Origin of the sequence: Thalassotalea nanhaiensis (assembly GCF_031583575.1) — a bacterium.
Taxonomy (GTDB): domain Bacteria; phylum Pseudomonadota; class Gammaproteobacteria; order Enterobacterales; family Alteromonadaceae; genus Thalassotalea_A; species Thalassotalea_A nanhaiensis.
This window is the reverse complement of the sequence record NZ_CP134146.1, coordinates 320207-334907: the sequence shown is the minus strand read 5'-3', so window position 1 is coordinate 334907 and position 14701 is coordinate 320207. Positions and strand designations below refer to the sequence as shown.

Sequence of the window (14701 nt, the reverse complement as noted above, 5' to 3'; positions counted from 1 at the left end):
AAAAACTCGAGGTAAATAATGTCTAGGAAATACACCAGTAGTCGTACATCGTTGGCTCACCCCTTCCATCAAAGCTCGCTCGCGAAGGCAGTCTCTGCTGCCATTATAACATCGATGATTTCAATCCCTACTTTTGCTACCGAACAGGAAGAAGAAGAAGTTGAAGTCATAGTCATATCCGCGACAAAGAAAAATGAAACTCTTCAGGAAGCTCCAATTGCCATCACGGCTTTAACAGGGGATTTCATCGAAGCTGTACATCTGAGCAATGTTAAAGAGTTAGTTAAATTTACCCCAGGGGCTACGGGCAACAGTGCCGATAGCTTCCTCGACGCTTTAAGTATTCGTGGTATACGAACTGAGGATTACGGTTCTGGTGGTGATATGTCTAATGGTCTATTTAAAAATGACCTGTATGAAGGACGCACTGGCTCTGCGGTTAGTAGTATGTATGATATGGACCGAGCGGAAATTGTTCGTGGTCCACAAGCCTTCCTTTTTGGTCGAAACTCTATTGGTGGTGCCATTAGCGTACACACAAAACGCGCAGAAGTAGGCAGCAGTGATGGTAATATTAGCGTAGATTTAGGCGAAAATAATCTAGTTAGGGTTGATGGTGCTATAAACCTTGATGTTAGCGATACCTTTGCGGTACGTATTGCTGGCCTGTCTCACAATGAAGAAAGTTATGTTGATAACTTAGGCCCAGCAGGCGATATACCCGATAGGGAAATAACCGCATTTCGTTTATCTACCACTTACCAACCATCTGATACTTTATCTATTTATACCATGATTGATTATGAAGAACGTAATCAGCCTGGTACCGCTTACCGTGCCGTTGAAGAAGGCGAGCATTGGGAAATGTGGGATGAAATTTTTGGCGATCAAGTTAATGGTGGTAATGGTTTAAAAGGCGGCAGTGCTGATATTGATCTCGATGGCGGTTTTTATCATAAAAACTACGGTACAAAAGATGACGCCGAAGCATTAAACATTCAAATTCGAGTTGAAAAAGAATTTAGTTTTGCCGACTTAACCGTAAGTGCAGGCTACAAAGATCATGATTATTTCTATGCCGAAGATCTTGATGGTGGTCCTTTGCCGATTGAAGATTGGAAAATGGATCAGTCAGGTGATTACACGCAAGTTGAAGCTCGACTGAACTCCAAAGGCAATGATGCCTTAGGTTGGTATTTTGGTGCATCCTACTATGAAGAATCACTCGATGTTTATGTGGAAAACAGTTTCAATGAAGATATTTTATGTGACTATTATTACTCATATTACTACGATCTAGGTACTTCTGGCTGTGAAGAACTCTTCAATGATTACTATGGCGGATATTATGGGACATTTTCTCACTACCGTGAAGATCACGCCTTAGTTGAATCGGTTATTCATGATGGCGAATTTGATGGCTGGGCAGTATATGCTAACCTTGACTATCAAATAACCGATACTGTTAATGTTGAATTCGGTGCTCGTCATAGTTCTGATTCAAAAGAATTTTCGATTGATGTACCAGCACCGGACAGTTTCCTTGGTGCTTGGTGGTACTATGGTTTCACTACGGCCGAACCAATTAAGGATAGCAAAACGTGGACCGATACATCGGTCAAAGCCCTCATTAGATGGCGACCACAAGATGATATGATGTTTTATGCCAGCTATACCGAAGGCTATAAAGCCGGTGGCTTTGCATCCTTCTCCCTAGGAACAAATGCTCAAGGTGAAGATGTTCCTTGGCAAACCTATGATCTTACCAATGAATCAGGCTACCCGCTTGAAACGTTTGCCCCAGAAACCATTGACTCTTATGAGATAGGTTATAAAGATTCATTCTTTGAAGGTAATACCGATATCGCTCTAACCGCGTTTTACTACGACTACGGCGGCTTACAAGTAAACGCTTCTGAGCCAAACACCGGTGCAACGATTGTGAAAAATGTTGGTACGACTGAAGCCTATGGTTTAGAGGGTACTATCAATACAAGCTTAGGCGAATATTGGAAGCTTTACTTGGGATTAAGCTACCTTGATACGGAAGTAACGGATCTTCACGATGTATGTCTTGGTCCAACTGGTCAAGGTGAGCCGGGATCAGATTATTGTGAAGGTAGGCCCTTGTATTATGCACCGGAGCTTACTGGAGCATTTGTGCTAGACGGCGCTTTCCCACTTGATAGTGGTGCAGCAATTACCACTAGTTTAGAGATGTATTGGGAAGATGAGCGTGGCGGCGGTTGGGAATATTTGCCTGAAACAGAGCTTGATGCGACTTATACTGCCGCGGTACGACTTGGCTACGAGTCGGCTTCTAATTGGTGGGTTCAAGCCTACGTGGATAACGTCACCGATGAAGAAGGATATGATAACGCATACAACGGTGTTGGTGTTGTCCCTGCCGTACATTGGTCTGTATTTAAACCACGTACCATGGGCATACGATTTGGTATGAGTTGGGATTAACCACCAAAAGGTTACTAAATATAAAAACAGCCCTTATGGGCTGTTTTTTATTTTACGGTTTTAACGAAATCTTTGGTTATGACTCACTTTGCATTTTGGCAATCCACAGAGGTGGCTGATAAACGCTAACCGATACCTGATCACCTACGCTCAATTTACCTGCAACTTCCACGACTCCAACCAACCCCCGAGAAAAGGCAGCCGCCTTGGTGAAATCTGTCGCAACGAGATCTTTACCTGAATTAGTACTAAAAATTTCAGCCAATTTTTCCCCCATCTCAACACATGGGGGATTATATTCTTCTACCATCAATTCAGCACCAGATGAAAATTTTAAAATGGAGCCTTTTGGTAATAAAGATAATTTTGGTATACCTTCAAAACATAAATTAACGCTTACCTTATCGGCAGTTAGGGGTTGGCTAAGATCCATTTTCTCGGTAATTTCTGCCAGTTCTTCAATCGAGGTAGCCGACCACTGGCGTTCATTTCTTCTGATTGAGCCTTTCGCCTGTTTATCACCTTGCCAACACTGCCTTTGTATTGAACGGTGTCGATCACCAACAAAACCATCAAGTTCAGCGTGTAAGTAATTCGTGGGGCTCTTGGCTAAGCCGTCTGTCTCTTTGCCAAGATTAACGGCTACCAGTTTGCCGACTATTTTCTTCATATTTCTTCCTTTAACTCGCGATGCTGATCTGGATTATCAGTTTCATTAATTTCTTTACGCCAATCCACCACATTTAATTCGATCGCAGCGAAACCGGCAATCCATAAGAATTCATCCCAGGCATACATCCAATGACCACGATAAAGCCAATAGAAGATAGCGCCCCAAAGGATTGTATAGAATAATAATTTAGCCTTTTTTAGAAAAGCAGTTAACGGCCCAGTTGTTATGCCGCGGTCTTGCAAGTAAATGCTTGTTTCAATGGTAAATAAGATAATAAACCAGGCAATCACTTCAATGACATCCAGCCAAGCGAGTTGTTTTTCAATAACTAGACCTGCACTGTCGGTGACAATTAAAAAGTTTGGTGGGTCAATATAGAAAAACTGTGTCGCAGCAGAAAGGCTTTTACAGTTATTGGCGTCTAACACTGTGTAGTAAAAATTTAATGCATAGGAAACATTTTTATCCACCAACTGGCATAAGTTAGATACATCATCAATTACAACCACTTGCTGTAAATCTGCAGCGTATATACCAAAGGCGTAAAGTGTATGAGCTAATGAGATATAGCAAATTACTCTTACACTATGTAGCAACATACTTTTTACTCGCGACAATGGTTCGTCATCAAGTATATAAGTTTCAATCTCAAACAAGATAAGGAGGAACATCCAAGCGGTTTCATCGATGGTTGTAGCAAAGGCCGCTGTCCACTCAAGAAATGAACCTCCATTGCGCATGGTATGTGAGGCGATAACCCAATCATCCCGAAAATACAGGGCATAATTTATCAGCAAGAGGACGTATACGAGCCATTTAACTCGCTGCTGAAGATCTTCAGCTGAAATATTAAGCTTTACCAATAACCATTTGATAAATTATCAACCTTGTTGAAAGAAATCTTTAAGCTTTGATTAAACCGAATAATCGACCTGAAATAAATACCCCTTTTCGGTATTATTTCAGTTACTAAGGGGAATAGTAGAACCTAAACAACAACACTTAAGCCAAAATATGAAATAAGTGGATCGCCGCCTTCATAATGTTCATTGTTAATCAATGAATTGATAAATAAATTAAACAACTCACCTTGGCTGCTTAAATCAAGTTTAGCATAGGCATTTTTGCGATGTAATTTGACTGTTTCCAAGGAGATGTTAAATCGTTCAGCAATTGCTTTACTTGAATAACCGTGCAGGATCATTTGCACCATTTGAATTTCTCGTTCAGTAAGCATGCTCTTACCAAAACACTCCAGTGCAGTTTCAAGTTGCTGGCGAACATCAAACTGTGTTTCGTTTTCATGCTCTCCACTTAACCAATGTTGCTTGGCAAGAGACTCTATTAATGGGGATATATCTTTCATACATTTCAAGTGTTTATCAGTAAACGTTTCCGAAACTGCAATCTGTCCCAAAGAAATGATGATAAATTTTTCGCCGTGATCGGCAAGCTGAATAATATAACCACATTCATCAGACAGACCTGAGTGTTTAAAATAAGTTTTATAATATTCACTATCTTCAAAACCATCAGGGGCGATGTCGATTAAATGAAAGAAACCATTTTTGCCTTGTTTTCTTGCCGCAAGATAAAACGGGTCGAGTAAAAATGTACCATTAACATATTGATTGGCAATTGACGCTCTGTTCTCGGGAGGCAGATCATTATATTCTAAAATCGGTAGGTTTTTGCTTGGGTTAGAAATAATCATTACGTTATTTGTTGGTATTAATAACTTAAACATGTCTGCAAGTTTTTCAGCAAACATCGGGCTATTAACAATGGGCATTAAAGCAGCATATTGCTCACTAAAAGTAGAGAGAAATGATTGTTTTATTTGCTGTTTTTTACTGTTTGGCATAGTTTCAAAATGCTCACTAACTACTGCTAACCTTTATCCCATTTAACAGCATTTACACCAAATTAACAATAAAAAGTTACCCCTATAGGGTTATTTATTAAGCCTGAAGATAACCTTAGTATAGACTTCAACTTTACCAGTTAATATTGCTTTTAAGCGCATTATCTAACTAATTTAAATAACAACTTAGCTATTTCTGGAAACTTATATATGAAACTCTGTGATAAATTTTATATCAATGGCGCTTGGGTTACCCCAGAACATGGCGAAATGATGGATATCATAAACCCGGCCAATGAACAAATTATTGGCCAGCTAAAATTAGGCACTGCGAAAGATGTCGACCTGGCTACACAAGCTGCCAAAGACGCTTTCCCTGCCTGGTCATCAACCTCTAAAGAAGAAAGATTAGGCTACCTTGACCGTATAATTGCTTTGTATAAAGAACGTATGGAAGAAATGGCACAAGCCATATCCTTAGAAATGGGCGCACCAATGAGCATGGCTAGAGGCTCACAAGCACCAATAGGGTTAACCCATTTTCAAACAACGCGAAAGGCTTTAGAGGACTTCATTTTTGAAGAAAATCAGGGCATTACCCACGTAGTCAAAGAAGCCATTGGAGTCTGTGGCTTTATTACCCCATGGAATTGGCCAATGAATCAGATCGCATGTAAAGTAGCGCCGGCGATTGCCTGCGGTTGCACCATGGTATTAAAACCAAGTGAGTTAGCACCTTTATCGGCACAACTATTTGCGCAAATAGTTCATGATGCAGGGCTTCCGCCAGGTGTATTTAATATGGTGCAAGGTGATGGACCCAATGTTGGTTCAGCTCTATCTTCTCATCAAGATATTGAATTAGTCTCTCTTACCGGCTCTACTCGTGCTGGTGTAGCAGTATCAAAAAATGCTGCTGACACAATAAAAAGAGTGACCTTGGAGTTAGGCGGCAAGTCGGCAAATATAATTATGGAAGATGCCGACATTGAACAAGTCGTTGCTGCTGGCGTTAAAGACTGTTTTTCAAATACCGGCCAATCTTGTAATGCACCAACAAGAATGTTGGTACCGGCCAAATATCATGACAAAGCAGTTGCTGCGGCCAAGGCTGTTGCACAGCAAACCATGGTTGGCGATCCAAATAATAGTGACACCAACCTTGGTCCACTGTCGAATAAGAATCAATTTACTAAGGTCAATAACATGATCCAGCAGGCCGTAGAACAAGGTACGGAGCTTGTTACCGGTGGCTCAGGTAGACCCGAAGGATTAGATCATGGTTATTACGTTAAGCCAACCATTTTTGCCAACGTAACCAACGACATGATGCTTGCCCGAGAAGAAGTGTTTGGGCCGGTGTTGGCCATTATGCCTTATGACAACGAAGAGCAAGCGATAGAAATTGCTAATGATACTTTGTATGGGCTTGCCGGATATATTCAAGGCAAAGATATGAATCAAGCTCGTCATATTGCCCGTAGCATTCGTGCTGGTACCATTTATATTAACGACCCTGAATTTGACCCTTATGCGCCATTTGGTGGCTATAAGCAATCTGGTAATGGCCGTGAGTGGGGACATTTTGCATTTGATGATTTTCTCGAAATTAAAGGTATTGTTGGCTATTAACCTACTTCGATTACGGGAAATATATGCATAAGCGGTTATGGTTTGCTGAAATTAATAAAATTTTACGCTTAGCCGTGCCGCTGATCATTGCTAATGTAGCGATGATTGGTATGGGAGTTATCGACACAATGATGGCCGGTCAGGTCAGTGGTGAGGACTTAGCAGGCCTTGCTATTGGCGGCAACATTTGGCTGGTTATTGAAATGACCTTGTACGGCATAATTTGTGCAATTACCCCAAGAGTTGCCCGTTTCTATGGTGCAAAAAACTATAAAGAAATATCCATTGAAAGTCAGCAAGGTTTGTTATTAGCGGCTTTTCTTGGCATTTTAGCGACGGTGTTAATGTTGTCGCTTATACCTTTAATCCCACATTTGGGTGCCAGTGTCGAAGTGACCAAAATAGCTCAAGGTTACGGTGAAATAATCGCTTACTCATTACCTATCAGCGGTGTATGTTGGGCATTATGTGCAATTCTAGAAGGCCACGGTTTATTGCGTTTTGTGGTAATTTCCAGTCTAGTTGCCGTTTCTCTCAACTTATTTTTAGATTATGTATTTGTTTTTGGCAAATATGGATTTCCAGCGCTTGGCGGAGTTGGTTGTGCCTGGACTACGACGATAATTTATTGGCTTTGGGGTTTTTCTGCAATTATTTATACCGCTAAGCATAAGAAAACCAAACGATACAACATCTACAAAAAATGGCCGGGAATTATATTATCTCGTTGGCGAGTTCTACTTTCTTTAGGACTACCAATTAGTTTGGCAATACTGGCCGAAGAAGGTTTTTTCAATTTTACCGCGCTGCTTATTGCGCCACTAGGAACCGAATCGTTAGGAGCCCACCAAATAACCATTCAGGTAGTGTCTTTAGTCTTAATGTTTGGCCTTGGTATTGGGCAGGCAACCTCAATACTGGTTGCGCAAAGCATTGGCAAATCTAACACTAGTGCGATGTATAACCACTTGCAAGCTGGGCTTAGCATGGTGGCAGCTTTTGGTTTCTTGGTGGGTTTATTAGTTTTTGGTTTTCGCGCTGATCTACCAAATTTATTTACCCAAGATATTGCCATTGCGGCGATTTCAACCGCAATTATGTGGTTTGCTCCTTTCTATCTGGTATTTGATATTATGCAGGTATGGGCAGCACAAACCCTGCGCGGCTTTGAAGATACAAAAGTCCCCATGATACTTCAGGTGACTTCATATTGGCTTATTGGCTTTCCCTTGGGTTATAGCCTCGCCGTTACGGAAGTTTGGGGGCAAAGCTATGGCATATATGGCTTTTGGGGCGGATTTTTAGTTGGTATTTTCCTAGCGAGTGGCTTGCTGTCCACCCGACTATACATCCAAGTAAGTAAATATAAACGGGCGTAGCGGGCTCTTAATCAAACATTTTATGGTATAGCATTCCCAACGCTAACAGAGGTGAGCGTAAATACCTTCCTCCAGGGAAAGTAAGGTGTTTGACCTGGTTGAATACTTCAATTCGATTAGTTTCACCACTGATGGCTTCCGCCAATAGTTTTCCCGCCATATGAGTAACGTTTACACCATGACCAGAATACCCTTGCGCATAATAAATATTATTTTGTAAGCGACCAATTTGAGGTAATCGATTAGCACCAATGCCAATTTTTCCACCCCATTGATAATCAACTTTAATATTTTCTAACTCTGGAAATACCTGCAACATTTTAGGGTACAGTACAGCTTTAATATCTTTCGGATCACGGCCTGAATAGTTACACATGCCGCCAAAGAGCAGCCTTTTATCTGCAGATAAGCGAAAATAATCCAGAGCAGTACGCTGATCACAGACCGCATGATTACCTGGCAGAATTTTACTATGAAGTTCTGCTTTTAACGGCTCGGTGGCAATTATGTAACTTCCAGCTGGTAGCACTTTACCATCAAGTTTCGGTTCTAAGCCTTCAATATATGCGTTTCCGGCGAGCACTAATGTTTTCGCCTTTACCTGCCCTAATAGCGTGTGAACTGTATTTACTGTGCCCTTTTCAATTTTAGTTACTTTTGAATCGGCGAATATCTGTGCCCCTAATGTTGTGGCAATGTGTGCTTCACTTAAACATAAATTCAATGGATGTAAGTGACCGCTGCCCATATCTTCAAATCCTGCCAGAGCACTAGCTGAACCAATAACTTGTTGTTGCACTTCATCTTTATCGAGCAATCTTATTGGGAAAGGATAATTATTTTTTTGTAACTGCTTATAACTTTGTTCAAGCCATTTCACATGCTTAGCTTTATTAGCAAAGTCACAATACCCCATGGTTAAGTCACAATCGATATTGTATTTTTTTATACGGTCAGTAACTATACTTAATGACTCTGCTCCCATTTGGGTTATCGAATCTATACCTTCTTGACCTATTGTATTGCGAAATACTTCTAAGTCATGGCCTATACCACGAATTAATTGGCCACCATTTCTGCCCGAGGCGCCCCAGCCTATTTTATGTGCTTCAAGTAACACAACCTTAAGGCCTCTTTCTGATAATTCTAAAGCGGTTGCAACACCACTAAAGCCACCTCCAATAATGCAAACATCGGCATCAATAGATTCGGTCAACACAGGATAGTGAAAAGGTTGATTAGCTGAAGCAAAGTAATAAGACTCAGGATACTCATCTGTGTGTATAGCTGTCATATAAAACGCAAGAAAATGTATAATAGGATAAAAATAACGAGCAAAACTCTAAAGATCAAGCAATATTGTATTAAATATTGAACATCATTGCTTTATTTATTGCACACAGATATATTTGTTTTATTATCCAATCTATAAATAATTTTTGAGGAACTGCAATTGGATGTTGGTGCGCGCTTAAAAACAGTTAGACTGTTAAAAAATTTATCTCAACGAGAACTGGCAAAACGTGCTGGAGTGACGAATAGCACCATTTCGATGATCGAGAAAAATAGTGTTAGCCCGTCGATCAGTTCGCTAAAAAAAGTACTAAACGGTATCCCTATTTCCTTAGTCGATTTTTTTTCTGAAGATGTAAACACTGAAAAAACCCAACAAGTAGTCTACAAGCCTGAAGACCTAATGGATATTGGAACGGGCGATATCTCTATGATGTTAGTGGGAAAAGCTTTTCCACGCAGGCAAATGACATTTTTATTAGAAACATATCCAGCCAATGCAGATACCGGTATTGAAATGCTCCAAAACGATGCCGAAGAAGGTGGATATATCGTTGAAGGGAAAATTGAAATTACTGTCGATAATCAGGTTCATATTTTAACGAAAGGCGATAGTTATTATTTTGATAATAATAAACCGCACCGTTTTCGTAATCCGTTCACTAAGGTGTGTAAAATTGTTAGCGCGACAACACCAGGAAACTTTTAATGCTTGTTAGTTAGTAGCAAGACACTAAATCGCCCATTCAATATTCTTTACATTTTAAATTAATATTCAGAAAAGTGTAAAATATATGTTTAATTTATTCATTATTTAGCATAACATCAATACATCTGTTCAATATTTAAAACACCTCATTGTGAAATACAGTGAATAATTTAAGAGTAATATATGACTTGTTATCCTGATTCTTATTATGCCGCCTCAAGAGGTGACACTACCGACTACCCAAGCTTAACCGATCATATATTTGCTGATATTTGTGTTGTTGGCGGTGGCTATAGTGGCCTATCTACGGCCATAGCCTTGCAAGAAAAAGGCTACAAGGTGGTTTTATTGGAAGGCAGTAAAATTGGTTTCGGTGCATCAGGTAGAAATGGCGGTCAATTAGTCAATAGCTTTAGCAGAGATATTGATCACATCGAGAAGCATTACGGCAAAGATACTGCCAATGCCATGGGGTCAATGGCCTTTGAAGGTGCTGACTGTATTCGAGATTTAATTAAACGTTATACCATTGATTGCGATTATAAAAGTGGTGGTTTTTTTGCAGCCTTCACTGAAAAGCAAATGGATGAATTAGCCAGAAAAAAAGAACTTTGGGAACGTTACGACAACAACAAACTATCTATAGTGGATAAACACAACATCTCCAACATAGTAAACACCGATGCTTATGTAGGTGGCTTGGTTGATGAACATTGTGGTCACATACATCCACTAAAGCTGGCTCTGGGTGAAGCTGTTGCATTCACCTCAATTGGCGGACAAGTATTTGAACAATCGAAAGTCATTAATATTGAGCACCTACAACAACAAGACAAAAAAATAACGCTGGTTAAGACTAAACAGGGCTGTGTCACTGCCAACAAAGTAGTACTTGCAGGTAATGCTTACATGGGTAATTTAGAGCCTAAACTAGCAAAAAAATCTATGCCTTGTGGCACCCAAATTGTCACCTCTGAAGTATTACCAGAAGAGTTGGCAAACAGCCTGATCCCATCGGGATATTGTGTTGAAGATATGAATTATAAACTCGACTACTATCGTGTCACTGCAGATAACCGCTTATTATTTGGTGGTGGGGTAACTTATGGTGGTGGCGATCCGGCCAGTATCGAAAATTTTTTAAAACCACACATGAACAAAATTTTTCCTGCAATGCAGGAGTACAAAATTGATTACGCTTGGGGCGGTGATTTCTTATTAACGTTAAATCGACTGCCACAACTTGGCCGTATAGGTGAGAATGTTTATTACACTCAAGGCTACAGTGGCCACGGAATAAATACCTCACATCTAGCCGGTAAATTATTGGCTGAAGCTATCCATGGTGACAGCAGCCGCTTTGATGTATTTGCCAATTTACCGCACTATAGCTTCCCGGGAGGAAGACTGTTTAGAGTGCCATTTACAATGATGGGTGCATGGTATTATGGACTTCGTGATTCGCTAGGGCTTTAATTTAAAGAGGTATTACCTACGCACTTGCACAACGTTACTTGTTGGTTCGGCTTGATATCGAGCAAATTTTTCGGCAAGGCTTTCGTTGGTTTCTACTAAGTTTCTGCCTTGTAAAAAATTACTATTATACAGTTTGGTATACGAACGCTCGGCCAGATCACAGCAAAATGTAACAATAGTATTTCCTGGGCCCATTTTTGCGGCCGCGTACAAAGCACCAGCTACATTTAACGCTGAGCTGCTACCCAATAAAATGCCATCACGGTCGCGAAGATGACGGGAAATATCGACTAAATCTTGATCGGGCAAGGTAATAGCATGGTCTATTTTAGCTTGACGAAAATTTTCTACACTGCGCATTATGCCAATACCTTCGGTAAATGAACTACCATTATTAACAAACTCACCATGTTTTAAATATGAATACAGTCCTGAGCCATCAGGGTCTACCAGCCAGGTTTTTAAATTAGGATTTTGCTCTGCCAAATATCGAGAATTACCCGCAATAGTGCCTGCGGTCCCCACGACTGACACTAATGCATCTATATTTCCTTGGGTTTGTTGCCAAATTTCTGGCCCAGTATTCTCATAATGGGCTTTAGTGTTGCTTATATTTTCAAACTGATCAGCCCACCAATAGTCATCGTTTTCTTGCCCTAATCTCTTGGCCGTATGATAAAAATGATTGCTGTCGGCAAAAGGACAAGCCGGTACCAACTTAAGAGTCGCACCATATAGTGCAACCATTTGTTCTTTTTCCGGTGCTTGTCCTGTTGGCATAACAACTAACATTTTAAACCCTAGAGCTTTAGCAACTAAAGCCAAACCAATACCGGTATTACCCGCGGTTCCTTCTACTATAGTCATACCGGGTTTAAGTTTACCGCTGGCAATGGCATCTTGCACCAGTTGCAATGACGCTCGGTCTTTTATAGAGCCACCAGGGTTTTGCTGTTCACATTTAAGCAGTATTTCACAGCCGCTTAACTCAGAAATACTGTTGATCCGTAATAGGTCAGTATTACCAATCAAGTCTGCAATATTTTCACGGATTGGAGGAATTATCATAGGCCAAAATCAAACAAGATGAATATATAAATAGTAGATTGCGCAACGTACAAGTCAAGACTGTTTAATTAGCGCAAACTCAGTTTAGTGCTCTATATTCGCTTGGGGTTTTACCAGACCATCGTTTAAATGCAGTACGAAAACTACGACTATCGCTATAACCAAGCAGTTGCGCCATAGTTTCGGTGGTGTAGGTACTATTGGTTAAATATTGCTTCGCTTGGTCAAAACGGTATTGATCAATTAATTGCTGATAAGAGGTGTTTAATTCAGATAATTGTCGACGCATAGTTCGTTCACTGCGATGAAATTGTTCGGCGCTTTGTTTTAACGTAGGTATGCCCTGTTCATAGCCTGAAATAAACGTAAGGAGCGCATTCACAAGTCCGTGTTGTTGGCTATATGAGTCTAAAGTCTTTTGACAAAGTTGTATTCTTAATTCACTTAACTCTGGTGCAGCGTAGGGTAGACGTTTACGTAGTAATGATCGTTTGATAATCATTTTTGTTGCCGGAGCATTAAATGTAATTGGGCAATTAAATAAATCTTGGTAGGGCTTTAGATCATCAGCGTATTGACCGGTACTAAGCTCAATCGCGCTAAAATTAACGGGTGCAACAACAATTTGATTAAGCAATGTATGAATGGATGCGATCGTATTTTCAAGTTCAAAGGCGACGCTTCTATCATCGCCAGCACCAGTTTGTAAGCCGATAGTAAGCACATCTTGCCCCTGATAAGTTTCATACTTTAACTGCATACTCAACTGCCAACTTATGATTGATGAATACTTTTGCATTAGTAATAAAGCTTCTCGAAATGTATTCGCTCCCAGCATTGCCTGGCCAAGAACCCCATAATGGTTTACCCCTAAGCTTTTGCCCTGTTCGATAGCTAGATAAGGGTCGCTATTATATTTAGCTATTTGGCCATAAATTTGCTCTTCTTGTTCTATCGATATTCGCAGCCCTGGATCTCTTAGCTGTTTAGCTGTAAGCCCAGTTGTAGCTAATAATATATCTATATCAACATGTTGCTGTTCAGTTAAGGCTTTCACTAATTGTTGAATTTCGTGACCGTACCACAGTGCACTAGGGTTCATATTCGGCTAATCTCTGTCCGTTATTATCCCGTCATTGTCCTATTTTTTCACTGCCATTACTAGATATAAGATAATAATCTATATTAATGAAGCTAAACTCAGGTTAAATAATGTATCGATCATAAAGATATTATTTAAGGAAAACATAATGAACCACCCATATCGTTTAACTATTTCTTGTGCAGACAGGCCTGGCATTATTGCCGATGTTAGTGGGTTTATTACTGGTCATGGCGGCAACATTATTGAATCACATCAATATAGCGACCCTAATAGCGGTATGTTTTATATGCGCTACGTAATTGACCCAGAAAATTTACGCATGGATGCTGAAGGATTCAACACCTTGTTTGTGCCTATTATTGAACGTTATGCAATGAACTATAAGCTCACCGATACTCAGAGAAAAACCAAAGTTTTATTAATGGTGAGTAAAATTGACCACTGTTTAAAAGATCTATTATATCGTTGGAAAAGTGGCGAATTAGATTTTGACATCCCTTGCGTCATTTCAAATCACCCCGATTTAAAAGAATATGTTGAATGGTTTGGCATTCCTTATTATCACATTCCAGTTCCGAAAGATGATGCCGGTAAAGAAGTAGCATTTAACGCCACGTCAGACGTAATCGATAAATATCAACCTGACACTGTAGTTTTGGCTAGATACATGCAAATTTTACCGCCGTGGATGTGTGCTAAGTATCAGCACCAAGTAATCAATATTCATCACAGTTTTTTACCGTCATTTATGGGCGCTAAGCCTTACCATCAGGCATTGGAGCGTGGTGTTAAGCTTATTGGCGCTACCTGTCATTATGTCACTGAAGATTTGGATGCCGGTCCGATTATCGATCAAGACATTGCCCGTGTGCACCATTACCACCAAGTAGATGATTTGATACGCCTTGGCAAAGATGTAGAGAAAACGGTGTTATCGCGCGGCTTAAGAGATCACTTAGAAGAACGAGTATTAGTGCACAACAATAAAACCATAATTTTTGGATAATCCGAAAATATATTAAAAAATAAC

General features: G+C 40.2%; 12 protein-coding genes. 6 read left to right on the top strand and 6 right to left on the bottom strand.

Going from position 1 to position 14701, the window contains the following annotated elements; genetic code table 11:
• The first annotated feature begins 18 nt into the window (after positions 1–18).
• Entirely contained in the window at positions 19–2472 is a 2454-nt protein-coding gene (locus RI845_RS01585; protein ID WP_348388011.1) for a TonB-dependent receptor, read from the top strand.
• A 76-nt stretch (positions 2473–2548) separates the two neighbouring features.
• On the opposite strand, the gene RI845_RS01580 is transcribed toward RI845_RS01585, so the two are convergent.
• The 3 genes from RI845_RS01580 to RI845_RS01570 form a co-directional block, all read right to left on the bottom strand.
• Positions 2549–3142, bottom strand: a complete 594-nt coding sequence (locus RI845_RS01580) for an MOSC domain-containing protein (protein ID WP_348388010.1) — start codon at positions 3140–3142, stop codon at positions 2549–2551.
• A complete protein-coding gene (locus RI845_RS01575; RefSeq protein WP_348388009.1) occupies positions 3139–3885 on the bottom strand; it encodes a hypothetical protein in 747 nt (248 codons plus the stop codon). Before RI845_RS01575 ends, RI845_RS01580 begins: the two co-directional genes overlap by 4 nt.
• A 248-nt stretch (positions 3886–4133) precedes the next feature.
• Positions 4134–5009 carry a helix-turn-helix transcriptional regulator gene (locus RI845_RS01570; protein ID WP_348388008.1) on the bottom strand — a complete coding sequence of 292 codons (876 nt, stop codon included), beginning with the start codon at positions 5007–5009 and terminating at the stop codon, positions 4134–4136.
• A 210-nt stretch (positions 5010–5219) separates the two neighbouring features.
• Between RI845_RS01570 and RI845_RS01565 the strand changes: the two genes are divergently transcribed.
• Both RI845_RS01565 and RI845_RS01560 read left to right on the top strand, forming a co-directional pair.
• Positions 5220–6641, top strand: coding sequence for an aldehyde dehydrogenase family protein (locus RI845_RS01565; RefSeq protein ID WP_348388007.1), 1422 nt, complete (start codon positions 5220–5222; stop codon positions 6639–6641).
• A 23-nt stretch (positions 6642–6664) separates the two neighbouring features.
• The gene (locus RI845_RS01560; protein WP_348388006.1) at positions 6665–8020 is read left to right on the top strand and encodes an MATE family efflux transporter; all 1356 of its coding nucleotides are present in this window, start codon (positions 6665–6667) and stop codon (positions 8018–8020) included.
• A 7-nt stretch (positions 8021–8027) separates the two neighbouring features.
• Here the strand turns inward: RI845_RS01560 and RI845_RS01555 are convergent, their stop codons facing one another.
• Positions 8028–9314: an NAD(P)/FAD-dependent oxidoreductase gene (locus RI845_RS01555; RefSeq protein ID WP_348388005.1), complete on the bottom strand. Its 1287-nt coding sequence runs from the start codon at positions 9312–9314 to the stop codon at positions 8028–8030.
• 159 nt (positions 9315–9473) lie between these two features.
• Here RI845_RS01555 and RI845_RS01550 point away from each other — a divergent pair, with 159 nt between their 5' ends.
• Complete coding sequence (locus RI845_RS01550; RefSeq protein WP_348388004.1) at positions 9474–10022, top strand: cupin domain-containing protein; 549 nt, start codon at positions 9474–9476, stop codon at positions 10020–10022.
• A gap of 183 nt (positions 10023–10205) precedes the next feature.
• Positions 10206–11498 (top strand): NAD(P)/FAD-dependent oxidoreductase, encoded by a 1293-nt coding sequence (locus RI845_RS01545; RefSeq protein WP_348388003.1) that lies wholly within the window; start codon positions 10206–10208, stop codon positions 11496–11498.
• 12 nt (positions 11499–11510) lie between these two features.
• Here the strand turns inward: RI845_RS01545 and RI845_RS01540 are convergent, their stop codons facing one another.
• A complete protein-coding gene (locus tag RI845_RS01540) occupies positions 11511–12566 on the bottom strand; it encodes a cysteine synthase A (protein ID WP_348388002.1) in 1056 nt (351 codons plus the stop codon).
• A 79-nt stretch (positions 12567–12645) separates the two neighbouring features.
• On the bottom strand, positions 12646–13668 hold the full coding sequence (locus RI845_RS01535) for an AraC family transcriptional regulator (protein ID WP_348388001.1): 1023 nt from the start codon (positions 13666–13668) through the stop codon (positions 12646–12648).
• A gap of 148 nt (positions 13669–13816) precedes the next feature.
• On the opposite strand from RI845_RS01535, the gene purU reads away from it, so the two are divergent.
• The gene (purU, locus tag RI845_RS01530; RefSeq protein ID WP_348388000.1) at positions 13817–14677 is read left to right on the top strand and encodes a formyltetrahydrofolate deformylase; all 861 of its coding nucleotides are present in this window, start codon (positions 13817–13819) and stop codon (positions 14675–14677) included.
• Positions 14678–14701: the final 24 nt, after the last annotated feature.

What these genes read in the sequence shown, in the direction of transcription:
- RI845_RS01560 (WP_348388006.1), top strand. Translation starts at nt 6,665, where the DNA reads ATGCATAAGCGGTTATGGTTTGCTGAAATTAATAAAATTTTACGCTTA.
- RI845_RS01580 (WP_348388010.1), bottom strand. Translation starts at nt 3,142, where the DNA reads ATGAAGAAAATAGTCGGCAAACTGGTAGCCGTTAATCTTGGCAAAGAG.
- RI845_RS01585 (WP_348388011.1), top strand. Translation starts at nt 19, where the DNA reads ATGTCTAGGAAATACACCAGTAGTCGTACATCGTTGGCTCACCCCTTC.
- RI845_RS01545 (WP_348388003.1), top strand. Translation starts at nt 10,206, where the DNA reads ATGACTTGTTATCCTGATTCTTATTATGCCGCCTCAAGAGGTGACACT.
- RI845_RS01540 (WP_348388002.1), bottom strand. Translation starts at nt 12,566, where the DNA reads ATGATAATTCCTCCAATCCGTGAAAATATTGCAGACTTGATTGGTAAT.
- purU (WP_348388000.1), top strand. Translation starts at nt 13,817, where the DNA reads ATGAACCACCCATATCGTTTAACTATTTCTTGTGCAGACAGGCCTGGC.
- RI845_RS01555 (WP_348388005.1), bottom strand. Translation starts at nt 9,314, where the DNA reads ATGACAGCTATACACACAGATGAGTATCCTGAGTCTTATTACTTTGCT.
- RI845_RS01565 (WP_348388007.1), top strand. Translation starts at nt 5,220, where the DNA reads ATGAAACTCTGTGATAAATTTTATATCAATGGCGCTTGGGTTACCCCA.
- RI845_RS01575 (WP_348388009.1), bottom strand. Translation starts at nt 3,885, where the DNA reads ATGCGCAATGGAGGTTCATTTCTTGAGTGGACAGCGGCCTTTGCTACA.
- RI845_RS01535 (WP_348388001.1), bottom strand. Translation starts at nt 13,668, where the DNA reads ATGAACCCTAGTGCACTGTGGTACGGTCACGAAATTCAACAATTAGTG.
- RI845_RS01570 (WP_348388008.1), bottom strand. Translation starts at nt 5,009, where the DNA reads ATGCCAAACAGTAAAAAACAGCAAATAAAACAATCATTTCTCTCTACT.